Origin of the sequence: Microcoleus sp. AT8-B5 (assembly GCF_036705565.1) — a bacterium.
In the GTDB taxonomy this organism is placed as follows: domain Bacteria; phylum Cyanobacteriota; class Cyanobacteriia; order Cyanobacteriales; family Microcoleaceae; genus Microcoleus.
The window spans coordinates 128,096-154,034 of sequence record NZ_JAUBUY010000004.1; the positions used below are offsets into that span (position 1 = coordinate 128,096).

The 25,939-nt window shown below is 44.8% G+C and carries 31 protein-coding genes; 13 read left to right on the forward strand and 18 right to left on the reverse strand.

What is annotated here, in order from left to right; translation table 11 throughout:
- Window positions 1-52 precede the first annotated feature (52 nt).
- A complete protein-coding gene (locus tag QUB39_RS04565; RefSeq protein ID WP_333209217.1) occupies window positions 53-805 on the reverse strand; it encodes a LuxR C-terminal-related transcriptional regulator in 753 nt (250 codons plus the stop codon).
- A gap of 299 nt (window positions 806-1,104) precedes the next feature.
- Here QUB39_RS04565 and QUB39_RS04570 point away from each other — a divergent pair, with 299 nt between their 5' ends.
- Together QUB39_RS04570 and QUB39_RS04575 are read left to right on the forward strand one after the other, a co-directional pair.
- A complete protein-coding gene (locus QUB39_RS04570; protein WP_333054384.1) occupies window positions 1,105-1,533 on the forward strand; it encodes a DUF6220 domain-containing protein in 429 nt (142 codons plus the stop codon).
- A gap of 9 nt (window positions 1,534-1,542) precedes the next feature.
- Window positions 1,543-1,977: an MAPEG family protein gene (locus QUB39_RS04575; RefSeq protein ID WP_333209215.1), complete on the forward strand. Its 435-nt coding sequence runs from the start codon at window positions 1,543-1,545 to the stop codon at window positions 1,975-1,977.
- A gap of 355 nt (window positions 1,978-2,332) precedes the next feature.
- On the opposite strand, the gene QUB39_RS04580 is transcribed toward QUB39_RS04575, so the two are convergent.
- Window positions 2,333-4,843 (reverse strand): ATP-binding protein, encoded by a 2,511-nt coding sequence (locus tag QUB39_RS04580; RefSeq protein ID WP_333208005.1) that lies wholly within the window; start codon window positions 4,841-4,843, stop codon window positions 2,333-2,335.
- A gap of 740 nt (window positions 4,844-5,583) precedes the next feature.
- Here QUB39_RS04580 and QUB39_RS04585 point away from each other — a divergent pair.
- A complete protein-coding gene (locus QUB39_RS04585) occupies window positions 5,584-6,126 on the forward strand; it encodes a transposase (RefSeq protein WP_333208003.1) in 543 nt (180 codons plus the stop codon).
- A gap of 225 nt (window positions 6,127-6,351) precedes the next feature.
- Here QUB39_RS04585 and QUB39_RS04590 read toward each other — a convergent pair whose 3' ends face one another.
- The 4 genes from QUB39_RS04590 to QUB39_RS04605 form a co-directional block, all read right to left on the reverse strand.
- Window positions 6,352-6,828, reverse strand: coding sequence for a DUF2656 domain-containing protein (locus QUB39_RS04590; RefSeq protein WP_333208001.1), 477 nt, complete (start codon window positions 6,826-6,828; stop codon window positions 6,352-6,354).
- Window positions 6,829-6,836: 8 nt separating this feature from the next.
- On the reverse strand, window positions 6,837-7,718 hold the full coding sequence (locus QUB39_RS04595; protein ID WP_333208000.1) for a HEAT repeat domain-containing protein: 882 nt from the start codon (window positions 7,716-7,718) through the stop codon (window positions 6,837-6,839).
- Window positions 7,719-7,727: 9 nt separating this feature from the next.
- Window positions 7,728-7,994 carry a hypothetical protein gene (locus tag QUB39_RS04600; RefSeq protein WP_333207998.1) on the reverse strand — a complete coding sequence of 89 codons (267 nt, stop codon included), beginning with the start codon at window positions 7,992-7,994 and terminating at the stop codon, window positions 7,728-7,730.
- Between the two features lie 160 nt (window positions 7,995-8,154).
- A complete protein-coding gene (locus QUB39_RS04605) occupies window positions 8,155-8,739 on the reverse strand; it encodes a phycobiliprotein lyase (protein ID WP_333207996.1) in 585 nt (194 codons plus the stop codon).
- 242 nt (window positions 8,740-8,981) lie between these two features.
- Between QUB39_RS04605 and QUB39_RS04610 the strand changes: the two genes are divergently transcribed.
- Complete coding sequence (locus tag QUB39_RS04610; protein WP_333207995.1) at window positions 8,982-9,812, forward strand: pentapeptide repeat-containing protein; 831 nt, start codon at window positions 8,982-8,984, stop codon at window positions 9,810-9,812.
- 2 nt (window positions 9,813-9,814) lie between these two features.
- Here the strand turns inward: QUB39_RS04610 and QUB39_RS04615 are convergent, their stop codons facing one another.
- Window positions 9,815-10,567, reverse strand: coding sequence for a phycoerythrobilin:ferredoxin oxidoreductase (locus tag QUB39_RS04615; protein ID WP_333207993.1), 753 nt, complete (start codon window positions 10,565-10,567; stop codon window positions 9,815-9,817).
- Between the two features lie 7 nt (window positions 10,568-10,574).
- Window positions 10,575-11,309, reverse strand: coding sequence for a 15,16-dihydrobiliverdin:ferredoxin oxidoreductase (locus tag QUB39_RS04620; protein ID WP_333207991.1), 735 nt, complete (start codon window positions 11,307-11,309; stop codon window positions 10,575-10,577).
- A gap of 245 nt (window positions 11,310-11,554) precedes the next feature.
- On the opposite strand from QUB39_RS04620, the gene QUB39_RS04625 reads away from it, so the two are divergent.
- Window positions 11,555-12,133 carry a phycobilisome protein gene (locus QUB39_RS04625; protein ID WP_333207990.1) on the forward strand — a complete coding sequence of 193 codons (579 nt, stop codon included), beginning with the start codon at window positions 11,555-11,557 and terminating at the stop codon, window positions 12,131-12,133.
- Window positions 12,134-12,156: 23 nt separating this feature from the next.
- Here QUB39_RS04625 and QUB39_RS04630 read toward each other — a convergent pair whose 3' ends face one another.
- The 7 genes from QUB39_RS04630 to QUB39_RS04660 form a co-directional block, all read right to left on the reverse strand.
- Window positions 12,157-12,810, reverse strand: coding sequence for a HEAT repeat domain-containing protein (locus QUB39_RS04630; protein ID WP_333207988.1), 654 nt, complete (start codon window positions 12,808-12,810; stop codon window positions 12,157-12,159).
- 230 nt (window positions 12,811-13,040) lie between these two features.
- Window positions 13,041-13,346 carry a CpeR family transcriptional regulator gene (locus QUB39_RS04635; RefSeq protein ID WP_333207987.1) on the reverse strand — a complete coding sequence of 102 codons (306 nt, stop codon included), beginning with the start codon at window positions 13,344-13,346 and terminating at the stop codon, window positions 13,041-13,043.
- Window positions 13,347-13,491: 145 nt separating this feature from the next.
- Window positions 13,492-14,259: a phycobilisome rod-core linker polypeptide gene (locus tag QUB39_RS04640; protein WP_333207986.1), complete on the reverse strand. Its 768-nt coding sequence runs from the start codon at window positions 14,257-14,259 to the stop codon at window positions 13,492-13,494.
- A gap of 231 nt (window positions 14,260-14,490) precedes the next feature.
- The gene (locus QUB39_RS04645; protein ID WP_333207985.1) at window positions 14,491-15,258 is read right to left on the reverse strand and encodes a phycobilisome rod-core linker polypeptide; all 768 of its coding nucleotides are present in this window, start codon (window positions 15,256-15,258) and stop codon (window positions 14,491-14,493) included.
- A 111-nt stretch (window positions 15,259-15,369) separates the two neighbouring features.
- Window positions 15,370-16,254, reverse strand: a complete 885-nt coding sequence (locus QUB39_RS04650) for a phycobilisome linker polypeptide (RefSeq protein ID WP_333207983.1) — start codon at window positions 16,252-16,254, stop codon at window positions 15,370-15,372.
- 226 nt (window positions 16,255-16,480) lie between these two features.
- The gene (locus tag QUB39_RS04655) at window positions 16,481-17,083 is read right to left on the reverse strand and encodes a chromophore lyase CpcT/CpeT (RefSeq protein WP_333207981.1); all 603 of its coding nucleotides are present in this window, start codon (window positions 17,081-17,083) and stop codon (window positions 16,481-16,483) included.
- Between the two features lie 50 nt (window positions 17,084-17,133).
- Window positions 17,134-17,670 carry a phycobiliprotein lyase gene (locus tag QUB39_RS04660; RefSeq protein WP_333207979.1) on the reverse strand — a complete coding sequence of 179 codons (537 nt, stop codon included), beginning with the start codon at window positions 17,668-17,670 and terminating at the stop codon, window positions 17,134-17,136.
- A 233-nt stretch (window positions 17,671-17,903) separates the two neighbouring features.
- Here QUB39_RS04660 and cpeB point away from each other — a divergent pair, with 233 nt between their 5' ends.
- The 4 genes from cpeB to QUB39_RS04680 all read left to right on the forward strand — a co-directional run bounded on the left by cpeB (window position 17,904) and on the right by QUB39_RS04680 (window position 21,254).
- Window positions 17,904-18,458 (forward strand): C-phycoerythrin subunit beta, encoded by a 555-nt coding sequence (cpeB, locus tag QUB39_RS04665; RefSeq protein ID WP_015174916.1) that lies wholly within the window; start codon window positions 17,904-17,906, stop codon window positions 18,456-18,458.
- Window positions 18,459-18,537: 79 nt separating this feature from the next.
- On the forward strand, window positions 18,538-19,032 hold the full coding sequence (locus QUB39_RS04670; RefSeq protein ID WP_333207978.1) for a bleomycin hydrolase: 495 nt from the start codon (window positions 18,538-18,540) through the stop codon (window positions 19,030-19,032).
- A gap of 171 nt (window positions 19,033-19,203) precedes the next feature.
- Entirely contained in the window at window positions 19,204-20,493 is a 1,290-nt protein-coding gene (locus tag QUB39_RS04675) for a HEAT repeat domain-containing protein (RefSeq protein WP_333207976.1), read from the forward strand.
- Between the two features lie 146 nt (window positions 20,494-20,639).
- Complete coding sequence (locus QUB39_RS04680; RefSeq protein ID WP_333207974.1) at window positions 20,640-21,254, forward strand: HEAT repeat domain-containing protein; 615 nt, start codon at window positions 20,640-20,642, stop codon at window positions 21,252-21,254.
- A 64-nt stretch (window positions 21,255-21,318) separates the two neighbouring features.
- On the opposite strand, the gene QUB39_RS04685 is transcribed toward QUB39_RS04680, so the two are convergent.
- The gene (locus QUB39_RS04685) at window positions 21,319-21,564 is read right to left on the reverse strand and encodes an ArsR family transcriptional regulator (RefSeq protein ID WP_333207972.1); all 246 of its coding nucleotides are present in this window, start codon (window positions 21,562-21,564) and stop codon (window positions 21,319-21,321) included.
- 425 nt (window positions 21,565-21,989) lie between these two features.
- On the opposite strand from QUB39_RS04685, the gene QUB39_RS04690 reads away from it, so the two are divergent.
- Window positions 21,990-22,409, forward strand: coding sequence for a hypothetical protein (locus QUB39_RS04690; RefSeq protein WP_333207971.1), 420 nt, complete (start codon window positions 21,990-21,992; stop codon window positions 22,407-22,409).
- Window positions 22,410-22,669: 260 nt separating this feature from the next.
- Here the strand turns inward: QUB39_RS04690 and QUB39_RS04695 are convergent, their stop codons facing one another.
- Window positions 22,670-22,822: a hypothetical protein gene (locus QUB39_RS04695; protein ID WP_333207970.1), complete on the reverse strand. Its 153-nt coding sequence runs from the start codon at window positions 22,820-22,822 to the stop codon at window positions 22,670-22,672.
- Between the two features lie 16 nt (window positions 22,823-22,838).
- On the opposite strand from QUB39_RS04695, the gene QUB39_RS04700 reads away from it, so the two are divergent.
- Entirely contained in the window at window positions 22,839-23,312 is a 474-nt protein-coding gene (locus QUB39_RS04700) for a GNAT family N-acetyltransferase (protein WP_333207968.1), read from the forward strand.
- Window positions 23,313-23,371: 59 nt separating this feature from the next.
- On the opposite strand, the gene QUB39_RS04705 is transcribed toward QUB39_RS04700, so the two are convergent.
- The gene (locus QUB39_RS04705; protein ID WP_333207966.1) at window positions 23,372-24,364 is read right to left on the reverse strand and encodes a Rieske 2Fe-2S domain-containing protein; all 993 of its coding nucleotides are present in this window, start codon (window positions 24,362-24,364) and stop codon (window positions 23,372-23,374) included.
- Window positions 24,365-24,416: 52 nt separating this feature from the next.
- Between QUB39_RS04705 and QUB39_RS04710 the strand changes: the two genes are divergently transcribed.
- Both QUB39_RS04710 and QUB39_RS04720 read left to right on the forward strand, forming a co-directional pair.
- Complete coding sequence (locus QUB39_RS04710) at window positions 24,417-25,229, forward strand: TetR family transcriptional regulator (protein ID WP_445243096.1); 813 nt, start codon at window positions 24,417-24,419, stop codon at window positions 25,227-25,229.
- A gap of 137 nt (window positions 25,230-25,366) precedes the next feature.
- The gene (locus QUB39_RS04720) at window positions 25,367-25,852 is read left to right on the forward strand and encodes an ester cyclase (RefSeq protein WP_333207965.1); all 486 of its coding nucleotides are present in this window, start codon (window positions 25,367-25,369) and stop codon (window positions 25,850-25,852) included.
- The last annotated feature ends 87 nt before the right edge of the window (window positions 25,853-25,939 follow it).

Genomic DNA, 25,939 nt, shown 5'->3' on the forward strand with positions numbered 1-25,939 from the left:
CGTTAGCGAAGCTTGCAGAAGAGGATCGCTCTTAGGGTTTCTAGCCTTAAGTTTATTGGTGAGTGTTCTGCATCAAGTTGGATGGAGACATTTTTACGGTTGGCAAATTATATTTTGTCGCCGAAAGCTGTGCAACCATTTCTGCACGAGACGAAACCTCAAGCTTACGGAACATTCGCTTCAAAGCTTGCTTTACTGAATTCTCAGTAATCCAAAGTTCCCTCCCGATTGCTGCGTTGGTTCGCCCCAAAGCAACCAATTCGGCAATTTGCAATTCACGAGGCGTTAGGCGTGAGGTCTTGAAAGGTTGGTGCTGCGATTCCCTACGGCATAGCTTCGCCGCGCGTACTGTTGCAGCCCAAACAGACAAATGCAAACAGATCGCACTCAAATCGGCTAGATTCTCTGTATCGAAAGCGGGCATGGAGCGATCGCGCGTACAACCCACTACACCCATTAATTGACCGCGACTGACCATCGGCCCCGCCATCACGTGCCAATGATCGGGACGGGGACAAATCATTGTCCAAACCTTGGGAGATGATGTCACTAATGCTTCATGGACAGGAGCATGGCGCTCCGCTAAATAACGTGCAACAGGATTATGTTCGATCGATAGCGCAACTTTCAATGTTTTCTGAAAATTGCTATCGGCTAAAGGAAGTCCATCGAAGAAAAAGATTCCCGATCTTTTAGCTGCAAAATACTCACCGATTTTGGGCAGGATTTGCGATCGCAGCTCTTGTTCATCCTTCACCTGGTCGATCGCTTCAAATAAAAGCTGCAAGGGACTTGTCATGCTCATGGTGTCAACCGATTTTAGATTTTAGATTTTAGATTTTAGATTTTAGAATTGACCCCACGGAGGAATCTGGGGGCTTGTAACCAAATTGCTTGAGTGTCAATCGATTTTAGATTTTAGAATTGACCCCACGGATCAATTCGGGGGATCCTTTATCGGATACAGGTTTTTGATTTCTCCACGGATGAATCTGGGGGCTTGTAACCAAATTGCTTGAGTGTCAAAAAGAGTACCCGATCGAGGTCTGGAAGCATGGCAATACTCAGTTTATATTACCCTTATAATCTCAAAAACAACTTGACATGATAACAAGTTTGGAAACCGCTCGCGATCGCACTCCCACACGTGGGATACTCATCAGCTTTTATGTGACTTCAATCATCTTTAATGTCTGCTTGATTGCTCAGTTATTAACGGTTGGAGTTGCCTACTTCCATAATCCTGCATGGTGGAATATTCATCTTTGGTTCGTGCGAGGGTACAGTGGGCTGTCATTAGTATTACTGGGATGGTCGTTAATCGCCCCATTCTCACGCAGAATACGACATCTCGCCGCCAGTTTGCCAATCCTGCTTGGACTACAATTTTCCAGCATTCATCTCAAAAGTCCTCTTCACCTAGAGATACTCCATCCTCTAATTGGATTTACGTTACTCTATGTTTCTTCCAGCCTTGTACATTCCATAGGGCGCACTTTATCGCCCACAAACTATCATAACAATCAAATTTGAGAGGTAGAAATGACGCAAGATACAATCTTCAGTCCCTTCTTTGCAACAGTGTTTCTCACATTCATCGTATGGGTGTATATGTACATCCGCCGTATCAGTTTTATCACCAGTAGAAAGCTCAGCCCGAAAGAACTTGCTGTACCGGGAACACTGGCACAAATTTCGCCACCAAGCGTATCCAATCCATCGGATAACCTAAAAAACCTGTTCGAGATTCCGGTACTTTTTTATGCGCTTGTCCTGTACCTGTTCGTCACGAAGCAGGTGGATACAGTGTATGTGAACGCCGCGTGGGTATTCGTCGTGTTTCGCACATTGCATAGTGCTGTTCATTGCACATTCAATCTCATCATACTTCGGTTCTACCTCTATCTATTTGCCACGCTCGCGGTGTGGTTCATCGCGATCCGCGCAGCACTTATGCACTTTGGCACAATTAATTAACCTCGTTCCAATGAGGTAGAAGTTATCAACAGTCGCCGAACAATGAAGGTGCAGCGGAAAGCCCACCCTGTTTCTGCGTGTAGGTTTGGGGTCTTGCGGGGCGGTCTGCCACTGAACCGAGTCGTTAGGTCGCGATCGCAATACTCAATAAGGATCGCGAATTAAATAACTTACAATTTTAATTGTTATTGTGGGATGGGCGTCCCGCCCGTCATGAGTGGACGGGCGGGACGCCCATCCCACAATCTTGTGGAAGTTATTTAATTCTCATTCCTAATTTAAAATTACCAGAAGAGCGATCGCTCTTCAATTCTGTACGATGCTTTGTTTGAGGGCTGCACTGAATGGGAAGTGGTTAAGATTGAGGAGCGATCGGGAATGGTGAAATTGGCTGTTGCCGAATGGGGATCTGAATCACAAACTTAGTGCCTGAGCCAGGTGTAGAAAAACACTTGATTTTACCGCGATGTTTTTCAGTAATGATTTGATAACTAATCGACATCCCCAAACCAGTACCTTTACCGATGGCTTTGGTGGTAAAAAAGGGATCAAAAATGCGCTGCTTCACTGGGTCTAGCATACCGATTCCGTTGTCAGCGATCGCCACCTCCACCCATTGATTGTCAATCGCAGAAGTCCGAATCGTAATCTGGTTCGGGGTGTCTTTAAGCTCCTGATAGGAGCGTTTAGTATTCATCTCATCTAGGGCATCCAGGGCATTGACCAATATATTCATGAATACCTGATTGAGTTGTCCGGGGTAACATTCCACCTTCGGCAAAGTGCCATAGTCTTTGATCGTTACCACGCCTGGACACTCTGGTTTATCTTTGAGCCGGTGCTGCAAAATCAGCAATGTACTTTCAATTCCCTCGTGAATATCAACATCTTTGAAGTCGGCTTCATCCATACGAGAAAAGTTTCGCAACGAGACGACAATACCGCGAATTCGCTCGGTTCCTACCCTGATAGATGAAATTATCTTTTGGATATCTTCAGTGAGGAATTCCAAATCGATTTCCTCTGCCATTGCTTGCACGTCTGGATCGTTGCTGGGATGGCGCTGTTGATAGAGTTCGATCATCTGCAGCAGATTTTGGGTATATTCGTCCAGGTGAGTAAGATTACCGTGGATGAAGTTGACCGGGTTATTGATTTCATGGGCAATTCCCGCAACCAACTGTCCCAAGCTAGACATTTTTTCGCTTTGGATCACTTGCATCTGAGCTTTTTTCAGTTCGTTTAGGGTCGTCTCCAGTTCTTTAGCTTGCGCGGTTGAGGAGATTGCTAGTTCTTCGATCGCAGCAACCTGGGGCAGACTTGTCCAGCAAGCAATTGCCACTCCCACAAATGCCAGCGTCATCAACACAATAATTAGCAGATAGGGATTGTTGGTTCCGGCTTCTACCCGCAGCCAGGAGCGAATCAGCCAACTGATCGTCGCTGTACCACAAATCAGCGCAATCAAAATTGCGACCTGAAGCACCACAAAGTATTCATTTTTAGGAGGAGTTACTGGCTTGGTATGGAGTCGATTCCACCACGGTAAATGCAAAGATTCCCAAGGAATCCGCCGAATTGCAGCGTCGAGCGCTATCAGTGCTAACGGCAACAGCAACCCGATACCAAAATCCATCCATCCCCAGGCAACGCCACCCACCACCAGGGAAATGAACTCCAGCACCAGTAATGCTAAGGATAGTCGCCCCCAACGCACGACTGGATCCTTGCGCTGCATCCACAGCCCCAAGTGAAACCCCATGATAGAAATGAAAAAACTCACCCCTGACACCACGACAATTCGAGTGGTGTTGCCCCATACTAAAAATCCTAAACTACAGATAAAGGTTAGCAGCAGCGCGGGTTCTAGGGCACCCCGACGGGATACTGCGCCAAACACTGGAGACAACAGCCCATCCTGCGCGAGTTGAAAAAGGATGCGGGGCGTATTGCAAACGCTAGTCGCAGATCCCAACAAACAGCTAGCGGCAACCAGCAATGTGACGATGACAGGGGCAGCGTCTCCCCAGAAAGGCTTGGCAGCAACCAGGAATTTGCCGTACAAATTGCCTTCTAAACCGGCAGCGGTTGCCAACTGCACCAACACTAAAGTGCCACCCACAAACACCAGAGGCATGAACCAGGCAACCCAAGACAGGGCCTTGAGGGTGTCTTTTGGGTGGAGACTGTCTGCTACAAAGGATGAAGCTGTGTCACAGCCATAGAAGCTATAAGCTGCAAACAAGAACCATTTCAGCCAGTCATGGACACTGATGGCATCAATGCTGCTGGGCAAAAGTCCGGGGCTTTGGGGATCCAAGGCAAGCCAGCCTAAACCCTGAACGCAGAAGAGGAGTAAAAAGCCGATCGAAGGAAAGATAAAAAAGAGGTGCAGAATGGCGACGGCACGGGTGCCGCTGAATGCTAAAAAGTAAGATATCGCAGTAAAACCGATCTCAAACACTTTTTCTGGAACATTCAGCCCCATCGGTTCTAAATGAAATTGGATCAAATCTGTGATGACGATCGCATTAATGGCCGGAAAAGAAACCCACCCCAAGTAGTAGGCAATCCCCAAGTAACGGGAAAGGGCAGGGTAACGATGCAGCAGTCGCGTGATGTAATTGGGTGTTCCCCCAGATACATCTGGATATTTCTCGCCCAAACTCTGAACTTGAAGGTTAAACAGAATTCCGACCATCGCACCAGGAATCCAGACCAACAGGGATGCGGAGCCAATTTCTGCTTGCACCGACGGCGCTAAGGTAAACCACATCAGATATCCAACCACACTAAAGCCCCAAGCTTCCGCAGAGGACATGGTGCGCCGGAGGCGATTCAGAAATGGAACGCGATCTATTTCCATAACAAACAGATAGGAGTAATCTTATTGTGATCCAAGTGTAATTGCCACAATCAAGAAAAAGAACAAATACCTAGTGTTTCCTTCTAGGGATAAAAAGTGTGCGATCGATCTAATGTAGCGGTGAAAGATTGAGGCGCAATCAGTTGAGGTTATTAGCGATCGCCTGGGGGGGTGACAACCAGCCTGAAACCCAGAGGTGGTGAGGATTGAGCCAATCCGCCGATCAAAAAAGATAGGCAGCATAATTGTTACACGCTTGCCTATCCCAAAAATAATGATACCAACATTTTACCAGACTCATTTAAAAAAACAACTGACATCAGCTCAGTTTCTTGTAATGACAACTTTGCCCAGGGCGATCCAATCAGAAAAACAAGTGAGATTATAACGACAGGCACGGGTATTTCCTTACCCAATTACAACGGAAAGTCGGCGTAGAAAACTACAAATATTTCTGGATTTACCAAACTTAACTATCTCATTAATTTGGTTCCCCTTAATTACTTATTGGTTGACCACTTATTGCCCCATTGGTACTCGTTTATCAATCGCCATCGACCGCAGTCAATGGGGGTGCATAAATCTCTTTATGGTTAGCCCGATCTGGGAGCGAAGAGCAATTCCATTATACTGGTCACTGTTGCCCAAATTGGGGAACAGTAGCTTCGAGTCACAGACTACCAATTTACAGCAAGTTTTACCATTATTTTCAGAATATAAACTCATCGTTTTAGGATACCGTGAATGCAAGTTCTGTTGATTTGGCAAACTGGCTTAAGGAAAAGGGTGTGTCTTTTTGCTTAAGACTGAAAAAGAATCTTTGTATCGAAACACAACATATAGTTTGGCAACGGTTGGATGAATTAGGAATAGTACCAGGAACGTCTTTATATGTTCAAGGAAAAAAACTGAGGAAAACTCTACCTACTACCGGGTTTGAGCTTGCTTGTAAGTGGAAAAGGAACTATGGGAAATATCAAGTTAAAGAAGCCTGGTTTATTCTCACGGACTTAGGCTCATTGCGAGCAGCGCTCAATGCTTATAAGCAGCGGATGGGCATTGAAGAAATGTTCCGATACTGTAAAACAGGAGGCTACGATCTTGAAGGAACAAGCCTCAAAGGGAACCGACTTATTAACATGATTCTGCTCATGACACTGGCGTACACTTGGGCAATATTTCAAGATAATGAACTGAAAAAAAGCAGGTACAAGAATATGTATCTCGTCACACAGAACCCAAGAAAAAGTATCGCAGACGGAGTACATTTGGTGTTGGATTAGATGGAGAAAAGTGGGTTAATTATCTAGAAAAATATTCTTTGGAGGTGGAACAGTAAACGCAAGTTAACTCCTTCTCAACGCCGCTTTTATCAACAAGGTATGCGGGCTGCAACCCTTATACAGTCTATTTCGTAGACCTCTTTGTCACCCCCCAGAAATTGGCGGAGTCTCAAGAATAACAAACAGTAACAATTAAAAAGATATCCTGGCACCTTAACTCACCCTTTACCCCTTTCTCCTTTCAACCTTAAAAACATCATCAATACTTTTCCCCCCCGTTTTCTCCTCCCACCCCATCGCCATCAAAAAACTCTCAGCAGACGGAGTTTCCACCACATCAACCCCCCATTCTCCCGTTTGCAACGCCTCAGCATCGCTACTCAAAGGAGGAGTCTTCTTCAATCCCGCTAAAATCAAAATATCAGGAAAAGAATCATCGGCTTTCCCCTGACTCATCCGCTTATCCACCAAAGCTTGAGCACAAAATTCTCCCACTTGAGGCGGAGAAAAAGCATCAGTAGAAAATAAAACTTCTACCATCCAATGAGCATGATTTAATTGACGGCACTTAATCTCAGGATGTTGACTTAAACCCTCAGCAAATACCAGAGTTAATTCTTCCCTACTTAAAGTGGAAAAAATACCCTCCGGCATATCAAAATTATGAGAAAGCAACATCCGCCCCGTTCCCGATTCAGTCATACTTTTAGTTACTTAATTTGAGAAATTGCCAACTTAATCACACCTTGAATCGCCGCTTCTGATTCCTTTTCCAATGCAGCTTGTAGCGGTTCGATCGCAGCCCGATCGCCCACTTTCATCAAAGACAAAGCCGCCGCCCTGCGAGTTTCCCCATCACCAGTATCCAGCAACTCAATCAGATTAGGAATAGCCGGTTTATAAGCCAGATTTCCTAAAGCCGCCGCCGCCTCACAGCGCACATCAACATCAACATCCGTGAGAGACTTAACCAAAATCTCGAATAATTCATCCTTCGGTTCTTCCTGTGCAACCTTGGCGATCGCACCCACCACCGCACCGCGCACCACAGGCGAATCAGACGCGATCGCCCGATACAAATACTCCTTCGCCCCCGCCCCAATAAAAGCCAACGCCCAAGCCGCATGACCGATCGTACTCTCAGGCAAATCAGTTGACCCTAAAATATCCAACAAAGCCTGCACAGACGGTTCCCCAATCCTCGCCAACGCCCCAATTGACGAACCCTTAACCACCGTATCCTCATCGTTCAACAAAGCATGAATTAAATGAGGAACCGCAGTCGGATCGGCAATCAAAGTCAGAGTTTTCGCAGCAGCGCGCCGCACAACCGGATTAACATGATTAGCCAAACCATCCAACAAAAAAGGAGTCGCCGCTTCGCCAATTTCCGCCAAAGTTTCCGCGAAACGCAGTCGAGTCATCCCCCGCGTATCTCCCAAACATTCAACCAACCGCTTCAACAGATTGGAATCGTTAGCGTCGAAACTATCTAAATCTATTTGTTCAGTAACTTCCTGAAGAAAAGCATCTGTTTCAGCGTGAGCCAAGAGAATTGGATCTGCCTCCGCTTGAGCATTAGAATTGACCATCACCATCACCTAATTATTAGTAGTTAGAGCCGCCAATTGAGCGCGCAGACTATCCAGTCCAGCATCAATCTTAGCAAGTTCCGGCTCAATTTTAGCCATCGCCGCCTTCGGAGGTAATTTGGCCTTTTGTGCCGCAGTCATCGTTTCATTAACCAAACGTTCGCGATATTTCTCAAATTCAGCAATTACTTCTGCCAATTCTTCAACATTAGTCTCTGGTGAAGTAGCAACAGTTTCCTCATTATCGGATGGATTCAATTCTTCGTTTTCAGACATAGTTTTGATAGTTCAATAATTAGTCCGCGTCTGCGAACTTTGTGTGTAGATGCGATTGCAGTCGTCGGGATATTTTTTGTTTGTGTTACCGCAATTTCACTCACCAGTATATTTTGACTGTGTGTGTAGCTGCGATTGCAATAGACTGGATATTTGTGCTTTAAGGTGACAGCACACCCACCCCAGAAAATCTCAAGCGATTGTGTTCAATCATCTCTTCTAAAGCCGAGTGAGAAATACAACGACGCTCAGAACAGTATGCCATTTGTTTAACCCCATTTACCATCTGCACAGTCATCACCCGTACCCGAAAATGATCGTTAATAAACCAACAGCGTTCCTGTCCTTGATTAGTCTCATATTCCGTCTCAATAGTCAACACCCCATCATCCGCAAAATGGTAAACACCGATGACCGGAATACCTTCAACATAGCCTCGATTTCGCAGAAACTTGCCCGTTCTCGGATTAGTAGGATTAGGCACATCTAAAAGAATAGCAGCATAGTTTTGGTTCGGAACTGTATCATCTAAATTGTCCTGCCACATAAAACTGCATCCCCCACTAACTAAAGCGGGATCGACATTCTGCTCTTGACAAACATCTAAAAGTCTGCGATCGTCTATTGACAAAACTTCAACGATGACATTGGACTCTCCCGACTCATCAGCCGCAGCAGTATCAAAATTATGGACTGTTCGCTGAGTAAACCAAACGCCCTCACTCTTGCGAAAGAAATCCATCATAGTCATAGGTGGTGTTAGCAGCATTTCTGTGTCAACTTAGCGAGAGTAATCAGAGGGATTGAGACAAATCTCAATGAAAAACGGGGATTTAGGCTTTGACCTGAACTTAGCCGAACTGGGAATCAGAGCTGATTTTAGTTAAGAAAAATAAACAAACGTCAGTCTGGAATCCTTCAAATTCTAGGATAAATGACACAGGACAATTTTGAGCAACTCGATCGATAAATTTTCAGAAAAACATAATGTCACCTCGTCAACACTCATCTTTCCTCTCCGAACCCCTTTCTGCAACTGAAATCTTGGCAACCATTCAGCAAGGGAAAAGTCTAGCTCAAAGCAACATCGCGGGAATCAACCTCAGCCAGATGGATTTATCTGGTATTGATTTAAGCGGATCAAACTTGATTGGGGCAAACCTCAGTCAAACCAATCTGCAAGGGGCAAATCTCAAAGGGGTTGATTTACGAAGGGCCAATCTCAGAGATGCCAATTTGAGTGGAGCGAATTTACAAGAAAGCTATCTTTTTCGTGCCGATTTACAGGGCTGTAATTTAGTAGGTGCCCAGCTACAAGAGGCAAAATTAAAACTAGCTCAATATGATGCTCATACCCTTTGGCCAGAGGGTTTTAATTACAAAAATTCGGGAGCAATTGGTCCCCAAGCCAATCTTAGTGGAGCTTTTCTGAATACAGCTTACCTCAGAGGAGCAGATTTACACGGTTGTAACCTGCGAGGTGCTTATCTCAGTGGAGCCGATTTAACTGGGGCCAATTTAGAGGGAGCAGCCTTAAGTGGGGCGAGTCTTCAGAATGCCTTTCTGACTGGTGCTTATTTGCGAAATGCTATCTTAATTGGAGTCGAATTACAAGGAGCGGATTTACGAGGGGCTGACTTAACCGGGGCAAATTTAGAGCAATTAAAGAGTATTGCTGGCGCTGATTTTACCCTAGCACAAGGACTCACCCAAGAGATGAAAGCCATGCTTCGCACTCGCGATCCCAAAGAATTAGGAACTTGGAATGCTTTTACTCGTAACAATACGGCTCAGAGTCTTCGCTCTCAGCTAGGATAAATTTACACTGATTGTTGAACGTCGGGAATTTGGCGTTCTAAATCGAACAGAAAACCGTGAATATATTCCTCAGTCCACTCCTCACCATAGAACCGCATAAACATTCCTCTAGCGGGATCTTTTGCAGCACGATAATTGATATAATTCCGTTGAGCCTGAAGAATCTCAGACAACCTTTCACTATCAGTTATAGGTTGCGCTTGCTCAACCAAATCGAGATAAGCTTGAAGATAATCCTTAAAAGCTTCAAAGACCGTAGTTTGCACAGCCTCTGTTTCCTTCGGACGAGTCCAAAGAAAAGCAGGTGAAAAGAAAGGTTTTGCCTCGTCAGGAAAATCTCCTCCCCAAGGCAAATCCTTTTGATAGTTGTTAAAAATCGGCAAAATTGGATCTGAGTATTGCTTCTGATAAGCAGCATCGTGAAAAAGAGGCTGCATATCTAAAGCAATTAAATGTCCCCCCGGCAAAGTTACTAAGTCCGCCCCAAAAAAAGGCAAATCATAATTTAACTGGGGGAAAATCACAAAATTAAGTACCTGGAGAGCATCACCACCCTCAACATGGGCGGCCCGAATTTGCCGTAATTTTGAGGATTTAAAAGCATGACTTGTCGTCACAACCAACTGCTCTTTTTTCCCCTTTCCAGTTATAGCTTCCTTCCGTTCAAAACCTGCGGGAATGGGATAGGGAGCCAAGTCAAGTCGTGCTTTTAGAAGTGGGATAGCGTAATCTAAGAAAGGCTGATAAAGAGTCATTTTTAACTTATCTTACTCCCGCTGGAACTGCTAAGGGAACAGCATCTTCAAACAAAAACTCGTACAGAAATCTATCTGACCATTCATGCCCAAAGTAGCTGCCGAATAGCCCTGATGCTGGATCGCGTTCCGCACTATACTGATCGTAATCTTTCTGTGCCTTCACAATCTGCTGCATCTCTTCTGGAGTGTTAAGCGGGGAGGCTTGCTCTAGCATTTGCCAATACAACTGGACATATTCTTGATAGGCTGGAAACAAACGAGTTACAACTGTTTCTGCATCTGTTTTAGCAAATAGCAAGTTATTAGAAAAATACTGATTCGCATCGTAAAACTTCATTTCTAAGTCTTGCGTTAAATCTTTGTATTTATCCTTAATTGCGCTCATTGGCCCGATATATTTGTCTATGTAGGCGCGATCGCGGAATAAAGGTTGAAAATCCAAGACAACCAAGATTTTCTTCTGTCCAAAGGCTAAAAAATCAATTCCCAGCAAAGGCAGATCGTAATTATAATTCGGATAAATGACACTATTGAAAATTTGTGCCGTTTCTCCAGCATCAATGTATGTGTAACGAATCTTTCGCAATTCGGGACATTGATAGCACCAACTTTGAATCGTGGCAGGATTTTTGCCTCTTTCACTCACCACCGATTCCAACCCAGAGGGAATGGGACGACTCTCTAGAGCAAAACGTCCAAACAGTTCTTTTTCTAAGAATTCCTGAAACGGCTTAAACATAGATTAAAATCTAGCTCCTTCAATCTTTCCCTCAAAACAAGATCATAAGGGATTACCTTAAATCTTGTCTCTGTATTTGACAAACAAAGTAATATTTCGTTACAAAAATCTGTTGTACACTCAGGATTTCCCAGAAAAGCCCTGTACCAACCATCATTTAACGGCTGCATTTGTAATAAATCTTAACTCCTTCGCTCATAATTTTAGTCTATCCTAGTAAATTAAGTTAGTGTAATTTAATAAATATGCAATTAAGTGAAAGAGCCAAACAATTAATTCCTCAAGCGAGAATTGTCAGTTTTGCAACTTGGAAAAATTTATATTCAGATGAAGTAATTGCCATTTTTCAAGATGCTGACAATCAAAGTCGATATCTCACAGATGAGGATTTAGAACGCATTGAAAATATTCACCCTCATCTCTCTTTAATGCTAGAAAAAGCCAGATTATTGCGAGATCGAGCTCCTGATATTGTTGCTGATGCGAGGAAAAAGGTATTAGCGGACTTTCCCGATATCACTGAGCCTGGTAATGACCTTTATCCTCCCGAACGTGCTGAAGCCTGTTGGCGAGATTTTTGGCAGTTCCTACGGTGTATCACCTATGGAATTGCAGGTAACAATCCTCAATTTACTAGCCCAGAAGGACTCAAAAATATGGAGCTACTGTATCAAGAATTGCGGGTTCCTGTTTCGGCGATGCTTTGTGGACTAGAACAGTTGAAAAAAGTTAGCTTGCAGCATTTTAATTCTGAAGACCGGGATTTATTAAGTATCTCTTTTGACCATTTAATCAGTGGGTTAAAAACTTTTAGTCCAGCTTAATCAACTTCCTTACTATTTATTGTCTAAAGCAGATTTTCTAAAGCAGCAACAACTCGATGATTTGAGTCTTGCCGAAGTTGACCTAAAATTTCCTTAGCCTGCGGAGCATCAAAATTCTGCAAAGCAGATGCGACGTGCTGACGCATACGTTCATACTCAGAATTAGCCAGCATTAATAACTGAGAAAGTGCAGCCTGTTCCTGATTAGTTCCGGCTAATGTACCAAGTGCATCCACAGCCGCTTCCTGGGTGCTCCTATCTTCGCCAGCTAAGGCTTCCATACAGACCTCAAAGAGTTCGCTTTCGCACTTCATATCAACCAAAACAGCCAGAATACTACGACGAACTAACCAGTGGTCATCCTGAAAAAAAGTCGAGACTAAATGAGATGCAGCACATCGACCAAAAAGCGAAAGAGAATTAGCAGCCTCAGCTCGCACATTCGGCGTATTATCAAATTTCATGATTTGGAGCAATGCGGCGAAGGAATCGGCGGTTTGTTGTGTCCCAAATGCCCGACTGACAAAGGAACGTACTAAGAATTCCGGGTCATCGAGTTTGCCCTTGAGCAAGGGAACAGCAATCTCTGGTTGATAATCCTTGAGAGCCGCGACGGCCTTGAGTCGATACTGAAAATCAGGATTGTTCAGAGACGTTTCAATTTCGTGAATATCCATAGCCACAACAAAGTATAATTTTTCTTTATTTTAACCAAAAAGTTCCTAATTATGCAAATAATCAAAGATATTTTAATAATTAATAAGCTGTGGAGCATTTAAATCACTAACGATGCCGCTCCGGGTGCGTCATCTATAACACTGACTCTACATGGAAAACGCCTTAAAACTGACTCACCATACAATACCATTTTAAATGCTCCACAGCTTAACCTGGGCGGTTGTTATAGCTAAGCTCTTTGATCGAATCGAGTCTGAAAACAGCCGTACTTGAACCAATATTGCCGCAGTTCATGATGAGGTGTATGCAAACTGGCTTTAGCCTGATAGAGAATCACTTGTCGATGATTTCCCATCCAAAGTCGTTTGGTTGGTTCAACAGAAATTAAGCACCCTCCTAGGCTGTTAACACATTCCTCAAATCGCTCAACTGCTGGATAGTCTAAAGTTTCAAAAACTAGCAATTGACCGCAAAAAATTAGGTGACGACTTCTGATCCAAGCCTGAATTTTTTTACAAGCTATTGGGGGTAGCATTTTTCAGATCCTCAGCTTGAAAACTGAGTGATTTATTTTTATTTTCAAGTGTTGAATAGAAGAAAAAGAGCGAATAATAAACTCGCTCTATAGAAAGCAAGAGATACCAAACTTCAATGAAGACAAAGGTGAAGTCTAGGTAAATTTAGCCAACTTCAGTAATACTGAGAATTTTGCCTCCCATTTTCTGAATATTTTTAATTTGCTTAGACATTTGAGCATAGCTGACTTCATAGCTGAGATTGCTCGCTCTGACTTTAGCACCACCAGACTTAGCAGCAGTAATCCGAAAACGTTTACCAGTTGTGCTAGAGGCTCCACTGCTACCAACGCTAGAAAGTTTGATTTTCTGAGGCAGATTGCTCGCAACCGTAGCAATTAATTGAGCTTGATTGCTGCTATCGCTAGTAGCTGCTCCTCCCAGCAAAGAAAGCATCCGATTAAACCCGACATTCTTGATACCAGCTTGGCTGCGAATGCTCCGAGGATAAGGCACAATATTCTCGCCAAAGTTCTGGCTGTAATCGTCACTATCGATATAAGAATCGATTTCGGCTTCATAGCCTTGACCGTTACAAATTTGGACGTGCTCCGAAATCTCCTTCTGTTCTAAAGGAGCGCGACCAAGTAAATGCTTGCAGTTTAACTCGATGAACCGATAGGCAGAATTGGTGTTAAAAAAGAGAGATTGATAAAGGTCTGATTTTGCGACTTGTCTGACAAATTCACGCACCGTAATATCACCATTGCGAAGCAAAGATTCAGCACTGGTGAGACGCTGACTTTCCATCATGTGAGCATTTCCTAACACCTGTCGGTAAGCAGCACGAATGACGACTTGTAAATCGTCTTCTGTTGCATTGGAGCGAAGTTCTACGGGGTCACTGACGAAAGAGGCTGTTAAACTGGACATTTTTTTTTCCTAACGTTAATTAAAGTTTGATTGAGAGTGTAAAAAAAAGTTGCTGTTGGTTGAAATAACTTGAATGAGGCGAACACATCTGTTATTGAGGGACAGAAAAACTATCTGTTCCTATCGTTATCGCTTTCATATTTGCGAGGCTGATAAGATAAAAATTGCGATTGTTTCCGAGAGGGTAGAGAAGCAAATCTTTACTTCTCTACCCGCGAATCACTTTAGGCTTCAAGCAACTTCTGTGATGCTGACAATTTTGCCGCCTGCACGATGAATGCGCTGAATTTGCGGAGTCATATTCGCACCGGATACAAGATATTCAGTGTTACTTAGTCGGCGAGGACTATCAAATTTAGACCCCTTCGCTAAAATCTTGAATGTCTTTTCGGTGGCATCTTTGTAAGCACTGATCCGACCGCCTGTTGTTGGTAGAGTAATCTTGTTACCGCTATTGCCAGCCACAAAATCTACTAAGCGAGAAGCGGTAAAAGCACTATCAACTCCTGCATAACCTTGATACAGGGAAAGGGTGCGATTGTAGCCGACTTGCTTTTGTCCGACTTGACTTTTTGCTCCTTGATAATAAGGAACGGTATTCTCGCCAAATTTTTCCTGATATTCTGGACTATCGAGATAAGAATCAATTTCTGCCTCGTAGCCTTCTTGGGTACACCGACAAATATGCTCAGAAAGTTCCTCTTGAGCTAAAGGAGCGCGACCCAACAAATGTTTGAAGTTTAGCTCGACAAAGCGGTAAGGAGCGCAGGATTCAAAATACCGACTGCGATAAAAGTCAGATTTAGCCACAGCGCGGACAAATTCTCGTACCGTTATCGTGCCATCGCACAACTTGGATTCTGCAATGGTCAGGCGTTCACTTTCCATGACATGGGGATTGCCCAATACTTGCTTGTAAACAGCGCGAATTACCGCCTGTTTATCATCGGAACTGCTGGTAGGCCAAAGTTCTACTGGCGCATCTAAAACGACACTCATTGACTTTCTCCTCAGAATAAATAACGCTTCAAAACAGAGAATTAGGGATTGTGAAAGACACGCTCAGGGAGATAATTCCCCAAGTCGTTAAGGCAGAAGTTTGAGCGGTTGTTAGTTGACAGCAGTGATGCTGGAAATTACGCCGCCTTGTTTGTGGATGCGTTGATATTCTTGCGAGAGCCTATCAAATGGTACGAGATAGGCTTGATTGCTAGAGCGAAATTTAGAGACTCGGTTCATCACAGTCGTTGCTGAAGAACGATATCCAGTCACAGTAATGCGATAAACTTTGCCTTCTGCTGAGGCGCCTAATCCAGCACGAGTACGGGAATTGATACCAGATTCTTGGAATGCCCAACCATCTCCAACTGCACCACCTGAAGGGGGAACTATGGGTAGGGGGGTTTGCTGAATCACGAATTTATTCAGAACAGGGGTTTTTCCAGAAAGACTGCCCTTGAGGTCGCTACTGGAAGCTCCCCGCAAGAGAGCAAACATATGAGTAAACCCAACCATATTTTGTCCTGGCTGGGTTTTGTAGCCTCTGAAATAGGGAACGATATTTTCCCCGTAGGCATTTTGGTATTCATCGCTGTCGAGGTAAGAATCAATTTCTGCCTCGAAGCCTTCAGTATCTAGAATGGTGCTATGTCCTCTCATTTCTTCTAAGCCATCAGGAGCCCGACCTAAAAGATGTTTGAAATTGAGTTCTATAAACCGATAGCGAGGACAAGTATCGAAAAAGCGAGAGCGGTAAGCGTCTGATTTTGCCAGAGCGCGGACAAATTCGCGCACACTGAATTCACCACTTTTGAATTGGGATTCAGGAATCGTCGCCCGTTCACTTTCCATGACGTAAGCATTACCCAAAACTTGCCGGTAAACGGCACGAATAATGGTTTCTACTTCTTCTTGTGAACGTCCTGGAATTAGTTCTAAACGGGGTGTTTCTTCAAATAAACTGACTCCAAGTCGAGATGCAGGTCCAAAAACCATTGAAAAAATCTCCACAATTGTATTACATGAGAAACTACCATACTTAGACGTTCTATTAGAAAACTTTACATAACTTAACACAAACTGCGCTGGGCGAGCTTATCTGTACTACACAAAGAGGTTGATATTTTGGCTCTGACTCTGTTCCTACAATGTTTTTTCTGTAATACGTCGTTAATTGTTGTAATATATACCGAATGTGACTTGAAATTATTACGCCGATAAGTTATGGGATGTGAGGTAACTCAGTGGCAAAACTTTGACGCTTTTCAAACTGTAGAGAACCAAAAGCCGACCCCCAAACCTGTTGATGGGTATTCACGTCCAGACCTCGATCGAGGCTACTCCAAGTTTTTTCTGTAATTTCGACATCACTGACTAGGTAGGTGGAACAACCTCTTTTTTCGATGAGACAAAGGTTTCCAGGTTCCACACTGCCTCGAAACATTTCGCCGTCTCGTTGAAAAATCATGGAACAGTTATAGCGTCGTTGCAGACTATCTGGTTTAATAGTTTTGAGAATGCTTAATTCTCGTGCGGCTCCGGCGTACTGTATGGGGTCTTGGAGGCTATAATTTTCAATATAAATCCGATCTCCCTGGTCAATTAAGCGATGAACTCCCTGACGATAGGGAGTCCAGAGATCGTGGTCGTAAACCTGTTCAGAGTAAAAGCCAATGGCATTGAAAAATTCAAAGGGTAAGGGACGAAAAAATATCCGAATATGGGCAAATTGTTGTGGGTTATCAAAAGATTGCTGATAGTTACTAAAATCCCCAGCCATCCACTGAGCTAAAGTGATTAAATCATTGCTTTTAACGGAATTCATAAGCTAAGGAGAAGGTAGAAGAAAGTTTATTAATAGCAATTAGCAATTCACTAATTGCCTGACAGCGAACGAATCTCTGAGGAAAATGATGCCGTTACTACTCCACTTCCTCCACTGGTTTTAATTAGGGAAACACGAAACCGTAAATTAGGATTAGCAAACCAGATTTTTTCTTCCGCTGCGGCGTGTTCGTAGCTAGTCAAAAGCACAAAAGTTCCATCCTCTGCGATATGATAGTCACCTGCTGCGGCAATAGTTTCAGCATAACCTTGATCTCGTAATAACTTACCGCGATTAGGTATATTTGGATCGGGGATTGGTACAAGAATACAACTTCCCTTAACCTCAGAATTCTCATCCCAATCTGACTCACCCTCCCAACTCATTTGAAAAGGCATGACTGCTTGGGATGGGTCAACACTATACAATTGACAGAGTTCGATTACTGCCCGATCGCCCGGTGAGATAGCAACGATATCAATGACTGACTGCACAGCTTCAAAGTGTCTGAAAGTCAAATGATGGGCGCTGCGCTGCGATCGCCACCGTCCTAGAGAATTTTCAACAAACTGCTTAATATTGTTCATGGAAAACATTGTACAGGGGCAAGAGCCAAAATATTCTTGTCTTCAGAACTCCGCTTTTGGCGCCCCTGTCCACGAAAAAAAGTGCTTTTAGCCACAAAAGTAACAAATTGTTACTTTGTTTCTCAGGAATGAGACAGAGGCAACACCCCACAGATATATTCAAAACCATTAAGTTAGTCACCCAGTTGACCAACTGAAATCAGAAATAATTTTTCTAAGTTAAGGAGAACTCAATGCTTGACGCTTTTTCAAGAGCTGTAGTTTCAGCCGATGCCAGCACCTCCACCGTCGGTGATATCAGTGCCCTGAGAGCTTTCGTTGCCAGCGGCAACAGACGCTTGGATGCTGTAAACGCGATCGCCAGCAACGCTAGCTGCATGGTTTCTGATGCTGTTGCCGGTATGATCTGCGAAAACCAAGGCTTGATTCAAGCTGGTGGTAACTGCTATCCTAACCGCCGCATGGCTGCTTGCTTGCGCGATGCAGAAATCATTTTGCGCTATGTCACCTATGCTTTGTTGGCTGGTGATGCTTCAGTTCTTGATGACCGTTGCTTGAATGGTTTGAAAGAAACCTACGCAGCTTTGGGCGTGCCCACTACCTCCACCGTGCGTGCCGTTCAAATCATGAAGGCTCAAGCCGCCGCTCACATCCAAGACAATCCCAGCGAAAAATTTGCTGGTGCTAAGCTCCGCAAAATGGGCAGTCCTGTAGTAGAAGATCGTTGTGCTAGCCTCGTTGCTGAAGCTTCCAGCTACTTCGATCGCATCATTTCTGCACTGAGCTAGTCAGTTGCTAATCGCAAGTCGCTCAGCAAAATTGAAACTACGCTCACTGTCGTCAAAATCACTTTAGGAGTTTTAGGAAATGAAATCAGTTCTCACCACCGCTATTGCCTCTGCTGATGCAGCAGGCCGCTTCCCTAGCACCTCAGATTTAGAATCAGTTCAAGGTTCTATCCAACGCTCTGCTGCTCGTTTAGAAGCTGCCGAAAAACTAGGCAACAACCTCGACGCAGTTGCTAAAGAAGCTTATGATGCTTGCATCAAAAAGTATCCTTACTTGAACGAAGCAGGTCAAGCTAACTCCACCGATACTTTCAAAGCAAAATGCCATCGCGACATCAAGCACTACCTGCGCTTGGTTCAATATTGCTTAGTTGTTGGCGGCACAGGCCCTCTGGATGAATGGGGTATTGCTGGTCAACGCGAAGTTTATCGCGCTTTGGGCTTGCCTACTGCTCCTTACGTTGAAGCATTGAGCTTTGCTCGCAACCGCGGTTGCGCTCCTCGCGATTTGTCTGCTCAAGCTTTGACTGAGTACAATGCTCTTCTTGACTACGCGATCAACTCCCTGTCCTAATTAACTGACAGGTTTGTAATGTCGTGACTGGGTAGTTTTTACCCGACAAGTCTAGGAACTCTTGGCTCGTTGCTTTACCGATTTTGGTGAGGTAAGGGTAAAGAATTCCTAGGCTTGTTATTGTGTTTTAATAGGCATATCATATTATAGTTATTGCAGACTGCTAATTTTATGGATAAACGCTTTTTTAGTTTTTTTAATTTAACGGAAGACCAGGCGATCGCCCTTTTAGATACGCCCCAAGCTGAAATCGGCGAAGAGGATTCCCGCTACATAGCTGCTTCTCACTTGATCAATTTCTCAAGTGATCGATCGATCGCAGCACTGATGCGAGCAGTACAACAAACCGATCCGGTGCTGGAAAACCGGATTGTGCGCCGCAAATCGGTGGAAACATTAGGAAGATTGCAAGCTGTGCAAGCATTGCCGGTGATTCGCACCTGTCTGGCCGATGATGACTGCTACACGGTGGAAAATGCCGTTTGGGCGATCGGCGAAATTGGCACTCAAGATGCCGATATTTTAGCAGAAGTTGCTCAATTGCTCGACAAACCGGGACAAACCTACCGGGTAATTATCCACACCCTAACTAAATTAGATTATCAGCCAGCCGTAGCCAGAATTCGCAGATTTGTCGATGATATTGACCCGCCGACTGCTAGTGCTGCGATCGCCGCAATTTGTCGCTTAACCAGAGACTTTTCTCAAATGGGAAAAGTTGTCGCGATGTTGCAACACAAAAATGTCCTGGGGCGCAGATTATCTATTCAGGATTTGATAGATGCGCGTTACTACGATGCAATTCCAAATATTGCCAGATGTCCGGTATCTTTAGTCTTTAGACTCAGAGGAATTAGGATGTTAGCAGAAGCAGGAATTGCTGAGAAAATCCTGACATTTGCTAACATTAAACCCCATTTGGAACAAACATTAAGAGACTATCCAGCAGATTTAGATTTAATACATAGTTATGAAAAATTACCCGACTTACCGTTTTTGATTCGCCAATTATACGAAACAGATTTTGGACGTTGCTATCTAGCAGCTAAAACTATACTAGAAAATTACTCAGAGGATGCACCAGCCGCCCTGTTTGCTACCTTTGCTGAAGAAGCAAATAATGACTATGGAGCGCATTTTCATGTGGTAAAATTGTTTGGTTGGTTAAAACATTCTCCCGCCTACGATTTGTTATTGGAAGCTTTGCATCACTCCCAACCCCAGTTTCAGAAATCCCGTGCAGCGGCGGCGATCGCCCTGGGGGAACTGGGAGAACAACGTGCTATTCCCGAATTGAAAATCTGTCTGGAAACTAAAATCTGGGATTTGAAGTATGCTGCATTAATGGCACTAGAAAAACTTGGTGATGTCAGCGGTTATGAAATTGCTGCGGCCGACCAAGATTGGTTGGTTCGAGCTAAAGTAGATGCTCATACTTGTGTAACATCCGAACTATCTTAATTTAGGACGGGAGGCAGAAACCGGGTTTTTTTACGACAATATTGTATCCCTGCCTTTAATACTGGTAAAAAACCCGGTTTCTTTGATATTTATGCGCCCAGGATTGTTAATTCAGCTTAATCAAAACACCTAAAACCCCAAAAACCATGACAACAGATGCTTTGTTTGAACAACTAAAACACCCGAACCCTCATCTGCGCGATCGGGCAATGTTTGAAATTGCCGATTCCCGCGATGAAAATACAATTTCTCGACTGGTGGGCATTTTAGATGAAGAAGATGTCACCTATCGTCGGGCGGCGGTAAAAGCCTTGGGCGTGATTGGTGAAGATGCCGTGCCATCGGTGGTGGACGCATTGTTAAACAGTGATAATGTGACTGTGCGAGGGAGTGCGGCGAAGGTATTGGCACAAATTGCGATTAATTATCCAGAGTTGCCGTTTCCTGAAGCGGGCTTGCAGGGATTAAAAAAGGCGATCGAAGATCCGAATCCTGTGGTTAATATTGCTTCTGTGATGGCCTTGGGGCAGATGGGTTCGTCTGCTTTTGAGATTTTGGTGGAGTCGCTGAATACAACGGATAATGTGGCGGTACAAGTGGCGATCGTGAATGCTCTTGCTTCTGTGGGCGATAGCCGTTGTGTAGAAGTTCTGACCACATTTGCGAATGATGAATCGGTGGATTCTTATGTGCGGGAATCAGCGACAAGTTCTTTATCGCGGTTGGATTTGGTGATGAATTACAAGCGTGCAGATAGTTAGATATAGTGACATTTTTAGCACGACTCTCGATCGCACACAGCACTTGCAGCCAACGCGAGCGCGGTTAGAGTTGACGCAATCTGTCGAGCTTTTTTAACTGTTGTGACTGTTCTTGCAATCGAGTTTCGAGCTTCTGACACACAAGTTCGCATATATTCAAAATCATCGGGTCAGTGATTTGATAGTAAACACTGACTCCCTGCGGTTGCTGTTGAACGATGCCTGCCGGGGTCAAAATCTTGAGGTGCTGGGAAACATTGGCTTGCCCCAGCCCTGTTTCCTCAATGATTTTAGTGACATTTTTTATCATGTTCGGCTAATCACTTGTCTTTGTTCACGCTCGTGTCGCAATCTCAGATGGTGGCGATTGCTTCCCTTCACTGCGTTGGGCTGGGTGCGGACAAATTATAACTAAGGATCGCGAATTAAATAACTTACAATTTTAATTGTTATTGTGGGATGGGCGTCCCGCCCGTCATGAGTGGACGGGCGGGACGCCCATCCCACTTTCCTTGCGGAATTTATTTAATTCGCGATCCTAAGTACGATCGCTCTTTTAGTCTTTACCCTTAATTATTCTAGTTTCTATAGTTGCTATAATAGCAGCGAATACTAACCAGACTGCAACTCATGCTAAAAACCATCGAAGGTATTTGCATCGCTTGCCAAACCCTCCTATGATGGTTCATCATAATCTTGATGATTGTTTCGTTTCATTCTCATAACTAAGCTAATATGCGATCGCTTGTACTAACTCTAGCTCTCATATGTTTAGCCACCCCCGCTGTTGCCACAACCTGCGAGGAAAGCTTTCAAAAAAAGGGGGACTTTTTGAATGGTTCCGCCTTTTCTGCACGTGTTCAGGTTGAGGGGTTATCGATAGAGAGAGCATTTTCCCAATTACGACCAATTTTGGCGCGCGAGGGCATCAAGACTCTCAGCACGGATCTGAACTTAGGTGTCATGAAAGCCGAAAATCCCGCAACAGCATTTCAGCGGGCTTTGCCGATCGATGTTTTTGCCTCAGCCGACGGAAATCTATTAAATGTCGAAATGATTTTTACTCTTCCCAGTGGCGTGACTGCAAGTAGGGACACCGTGAAGGGATACTTGTGTGGTGCACTAAATCAATTGTTGCCCCAAACTACAAAGTAATATCTAATCATTCATTTGATGAATTGTAGTTTCCAACACTCGATCGCAATACCCAATACTTCAAAATTAACTGTGGTCGATCGCGCGCTCAATGAGCGTGCTCCATCGTTGCTTGCAGCTATTGGATCGCCCTTTTAGTTTCTAGGACTTCGGTATTCAAGATGATGTTAGTAAAGCATTGATATAGCCTTTCTCAGAAAGATTCGCGGACGTAGTTGGGCCCCGGCCCTATACGTTTCAGTGGTTATATAAGCTGTCATTCATACCTCATCTTTCGCTCGAACCGCTATATGTCGCCGCACGAGGTATTGTTGTTGCTCTGCACAGAACTGCTCGGGACAGATCACCACACCAGTGCCAATGCCATCGACTACTGTTGTAATATTACCTTCAGTGGCTGACCTATTTTGCATACCCACGGAGTTTGCTATGATTCGCCCGATCGCGCCCGATGACACGACTGCATTAATCGCCTTAGTTGAGGCAATTGGATTCGAGCCACACGAGACCGAAGAACTCGCCCTCATGCTGGCAGACTACTTCGACGGCGAAAATAGCCAAGACATCTGGCTCACCGACGATGACGGCGGGCTGGTGGGGGTCGCGTATGTTGCGCCGGAACGAATGACCCAGGGGACGTGGAATCTATATCTAATTGCCGTCTGTCCAGATCGTCAGCAGCAAGGACGCGGTACGGCACTGCTAACCCACGTCGAACAGATGTTGGCCCAGCGGGGCGAGCGCGTGCTGCTCGTGGAAACATCGGGACTGGAGAGCTTCGAGTACGTTCGATCGTTCTATCGCAAGAGCGGTTACGACGAGGAAGCAAGAATCCGCGAGTTCTACAAGGCGGGCGAGGACAAGATCGTTTTCCGCAAGGCTCTGAACGCTCTGGGGAAATAAGCCTGCGTATTGAGCTCTTAGGTATCGACCTAGTAGGATGCTGAAGGCATCTTCACTGTCTACCTGGAAAGATTAGGCTCCCTCACACTAGGGAAGCTTTCAAAATTGCGCCGCACCCAATCCATCCCCACTTCATTATTGAGTTTAATTTTCTGAGGCGTATCGGGATAAATTTTTCCTAAAATATCCGCATCTTGATCGACGACAACTTTACCAAAATTGAGATACGTTCCCCCCAACACCTTAAATAGAGGATGCTTTGCTTGACCGAACAGCAAAATATAAGTCCGCGTCCGATTCTCGGCTTCTGGTACGAATATATGACACTGTGCAGCTTTGCCGAATGGCATTTCTCCATGAAAAATTACTAGGGATGGGAAATGATTTTCTAAGTGAGCTTTAATGGTGCTCGGCAGCAACCACAAATCTGGCTTTCTGAGCTTTTCTGCCAAACTGTAAGGGGCCGTCGGCATATCGTAAAACGCATGGGATTGATGTCCCTCATCAATGAATTGATGAAATTCCACATCGGTAATTCTAAACAAGTCCCGGTGGGTGCCGTTTTGATGGTTGTAGTCGTGCATATTCAGCAGCATTGTCAGCAAATCTGTCTCGATACTGCGATCGGCGGTATGCCCGATGAAGTAGTAAGTTTCGGCGATTTCATTCAGTACGTTGGGAATGGGGACTTGCGGCTGGTATTCCCCGTAAGACCAAATGAAGTCATCTTGAACAATCAAATCTAACGGTTTCAGTAAGGGCAAAGTTTTCTGATTCGATCCGGGCAATACGGTGCAGCCGCCCGCATCAAATTTCAGGGCATGGAAGGGGCAGACAACACCGCTTGGGCGATCGCCTTCGGTTTCGCACCATCCTTCCGACAGCATTGCTCCCATGTGCGGACAGGCATTGGGCAAGGCATGGATGGTTCCGGCAGGATCTTTCCACATCACATAGTCGGTGCCGTACAAGGAAATTTTGCGAGGCTGGTTCGCTGTCAGCATCGATTTGTGTGCCAACAACCAAGGCGCACCGGGAAGCATAGACTGCATGGTGTTCTCCTTTAGACCTAAAATTGTGAGAGATTTGTCGCTTTTCTAGAATATGACAGAAGATTCGCATTCGTCAAGCAGTTTGCGCCGTCAACCGAAACAGCAGCGGGGTAAAGAAAGAGTCGAAAAAATCTTGGATGCAGCAGCAGCAGTGTTTGACGAGGTGGGCTATTGGGAGGCGACTACCCATCTAATTGCAGCAAAAGCAGGGACAGCCATCGGTTCTCTGTATCAGTTTTTTCCTGATAAAGCTGCCATTTTTAATGCAATGGAACTGCGTCATGCCGATCGGGTCAAGGCGATGTGGGCGCAGGCGAACACGTCGGAAATCGTTCAGTTACCGCTGCGCGAAATGATCCATACCCTGGTCACTGCTGTTGCAGAGATGTTTGAACAGCCTGTATCGCGGGTGGTGTTCGTGCAGTTTTATATAGCGCGCGAGATTTTCCAGTCGATCGATGAAAGTATGACTCAGGAAGCGATCGACTTTATGGCAAGTCTTTTGCAGCAGAGAAATCCCAGCTTGGGGGAGGCGCAATGCAGCCTGTTAGCAGAGGTTTGCGTTCACAGCAGTAATGCTGTCATTCTGTCGGCACTTCGGAACCCCGATCGACAGTATCGCCAACAACTCGTAGGGCAGATTGAGGATTTGTTGGTGTCGTATTTAGAGCCATATGTGGGGGAAAGTCGATCGAGTCATGTAATGAAAGTAATGAAATGTCCTCATTGTCGATCGGAGCAGTTGTCCAAAAACGGTTATCGACGGGGGAAGCAGTGCTATCGCTGTAAGGAATGTGGCAAACAGTTTGTAGAGAATTCCCAGCGATCGGTTATTTTGAAGATGAATTTGGTCGATCGGACGTGATATGAAGCGATCGATTATTGCGTGAAGTGAGTTGATGTTGAAGATGAGTGTCGAGGCAGCGTGTTGAAGTCGGCTCGATATTTCGATCGGGTTCTCGCAATCATTGCGTTACAATTTAGTTCAAAACAAAATTCTGTATGCTGAGCGACCAAAACAAAGCAATCGTTCTCCAGTTCTACAAAGCCTTCGACGATCGCAAAATGGAACAAGCCTTAGAACTTCTAGCGCCGAATTTTATTGCTCGCATGGCGGGAATCCCGGAGCCATTGGACGGGGAGGAGTTCAAGCAGTTCGGGATGTCATTTTATCTAGCTTTCAGTCAGGGTAAACACGTTTTTGATGAGGTTCTGGTTGCAGGCGATAAAGTAGTGACGTGGGGAACCTTCACAGCAACACACCTCGGAGAATTTCAGGGTCTGCCGCCAACGGGCAAACAAATCAGCTTGGCGATTATGCACATCGATCGAGTCGAGAACGGCAAAATCGCGGAGCATTGGGGGCAGGGCGATGCACTTGGATTAATGCAGCAGTTAGGGATTGTCTTCTTGCCGGGCCCAAAGTTACTACCGCACATTTTGAGAGGTGCTGCGTCCAAACTGTTTAACAAATCCGCCCAGAAATAAGATTGTCAGAGCTTGTAGTTGACAGCGGCAGAACAAGTCACGGTAAGAGTTAGGTCGCGATCGCAATACCCAATACTTCAAAATTAC